Here is a 2,315-nt window from a genome sequence, read left to right on the forward strand (position 1 = left end):
GAGCTTGCGCAAGAGACGGTGAAGAGATACCTGATCCCCGTGCCGCCCCTCGCCGAGCAGCGCCGCATCGCCGAGCGTCTTAATTTAATACTAGCCAATATCAACTAATCCCGCTTCCATGGCGTCATAACCGAAAGGAGATGTCATGGAAGCTTTCATCAATTATCTCAAGTCGAAAGAGATGAGCCAGAACACCATTAGCTCGTATTCTTACGCTGTATCGCAGTTCTTATCACGCTACACAACGGTAAACGACGAATCCCTCTTGTCTCATAAGGATTGGTTGGTAAGCGAATTCGCTACGAAGACGGCCAATAACAGAATCGGGGCACTGAACTGCTATTTAGATCACATCGGCTACGATGGGATGAGGTTGCGGGGCGTTCGCGTTCAGCAGAAGCCTTTTCTAGATAACGTAATCAGCCAAGATGAGTATGAAACCCTACGTGATGGACTCCTCGAAGACGGTGACCTTTATTGGCATTTCGTCGTGCGCTTCCTCGCTTGCACCGGCGCGAGGATTAGCGAATTGCGGCGATTGACGGTCGAATCAGTTAGGGTGGGACATCTTGATCTGATATCCAAAGGGGAAAAGCTGAGGCGGATTTACATTCCAAAATCGCTACAGCAAGATGCACTACTTTGGTTCAAACAATGCTCGCTTGGAGAAGGATTCGTGTTCGTCGGCCCCAACGGAAACCCAATGAGTACGAGAGGCTTATCGCTTGGATTAAAACGCTGCGCAAAACGTTATGGAGTGAATCCAGATGTCGTGTATCCGCATTCCTTCAGGCATCGATTCGCCAAAAATTTTATAGCAAAGAACCCAGATATCGCTTTTCTCGCTGACTTAATGGGACATGAAAGCATCGAGACGACGCGAATATATCTGCGACGCACCGCAGAGGAGCAGCGCGCCGCAGTCGATAAAGCTATTGATTGGTGATTAGGACATCGAGCTCGGAGATGCGTTCGGCTATGCGGCGCTGCTCGACAAGAGGCGGAATGGGTACCAAAAACGAGGGAATATCTCCAAGGTTGATTTTGAATGTATGCGTTCCGCCGCCGACTTTAACCTCTTGAATCCAGTTGAACCCCATAGGCGAATCAAGGCAATTGACAATCCATTCCGCAAGCGAGCGATTAATAGGCCTGAGAAGGCCCAAACTGACAAAGATGCTAAATTCATAATCTACGTCGACAATAATGGGTTTTCCCAACGTACCGATTCGGCACAGCAGAATGTCACCATTTTGAGGCCTAACCCTCTTACATAGCCCTTTGTGTGTCTCTCTACTTATATGTTTGACTCTGCTCAGGTCGAAGAAGCCTTTTGAGATGTTTTGCACAGACAGAAAGAGAACCCCATCATTTGTGTACTCAGGGGTCTTATGGGTGCCGTCGCTAATGACGGACAGTAGGCTGCCGAGCCTTGCCCACTCCCAGCCCTCGGGGATCTCGAACGGGATCTCGTCGTCGATGCAGACGGGCTCGCCCTTGCCGCGCTTCTCATAGCGCCTGCCATCGGAACCGAGGTAGATTACCGACTCACCGCCCTTGGGGGCCTTGATCTTCTTCTCCTTGATAAGATGGGCGCGTTCCTCGCGGATGCGATCGAGCAGCACGGATGCGGGCTCTTCCGACGGATCTTGTGGCACGAGCTTGCCCTCGACGGCCATCTGCAGCACGGATTTGCGCAGGCGCTCGGGCAGCGAAGCGTCCAACGCTTCGCGCTCGTCCTCCAGCTTGCCGTACTCCCCAACGAGCGGCATCAGCTCGGAGACTCGCTCGGCGATGCGGCGCTGCTCGGCGAGGGGCGGCACGGGGATCAGGTATCTCTTCACCGTCTCTTGCGCAAGCTCCTTCTGCTTCGTTGAACCGCTCGCCTGATCCTCGATAACGGATTGGACCGACGGGCCCGCAAAGTAGAGGAACGCATATTCGTAGCGCAACCAGTCGGGCGCGGTCCTGATGACCGTAACGTGGCTGTCGGCAACCGCCCACCCGTAAGGGTTTTGGTTCGAATCGTAGACGGCCATGCGGCCAAGGGTGCCCAGCCCCGTCGAGTTCCAGAGCAGGTCGCCGTCAACGAGCAGCCTCTCCTCGGCATACGATGCAACGCTGTTCGGGTCGACGAACTTCGCCCTCTCCAGCGAGAACCCTGACCATTGGTTGCATTTCTGAGCGACAACGGGATATTTTTTTTCGAGTGAGTACTTTGGCGATTTGCCGCGCTGTATGTAGGTGGTAATGCCCTCCAGCCTTGCCCACTCCCAGCCCTCGGGGATCTCGAACGGGATCTCGTCGTCGATGCA

3 protein-coding genes are annotated in these 2,315 nt (G+C 53.8%); 2 read left to right on the forward strand and 1 reads right to left on the reverse strand.

Annotation, left to right across the window (positions count from 1 at the left end):
* A partial coding sequence (locus GT590_RS14895; protein WP_186288291.1) for a restriction endonuclease subunit S occupies positions 1 to 108 on the forward strand: 108 nt, incomplete at its 5' end.
* Positions 109 to 145: 37 nt separating this feature from the next.
* Positions 146 to 946 carry a tyrosine-type recombinase/integrase gene (locus GT590_RS14160; RefSeq protein WP_009304927.1) on the forward strand — a complete coding sequence of 267 codons (801 nt, stop codon included), beginning with the start codon at positions 146 to 148 and terminating at the stop codon, positions 944 to 946.
* Here GT590_RS14160 and GT590_RS14165 read toward each other — a convergent pair.
* Positions 933 to 2,315, reverse strand: a 1,383-nt coding sequence (locus GT590_RS14165; RefSeq protein WP_161171194.1) for a restriction endonuclease subunit S, incomplete at its 5' end; no start/stop codon positions are given. The two genes, GT590_RS14160 and GT590_RS14165, sit on opposite strands and share 14 nt — an antisense overlap.

The sequence above is a fragment of the Eggerthella sp. BIOML-A1 genome (genome assembly GCF_009875595.1).
GTDB classification, from domain to species: Bacteria; Actinomycetota; Coriobacteriia; order Coriobacteriales; family Eggerthellaceae; genus Eggerthella; species Eggerthella lenta.

Coding starts and splice junctions, on each gene's coding strand:
- GT590_RS14160 (WP_009304927.1), top strand. CDS start 146: ATGGAAGCTTTCATCAATTATCTCAAGTCGAAAGAGATGAGCCAGAAC.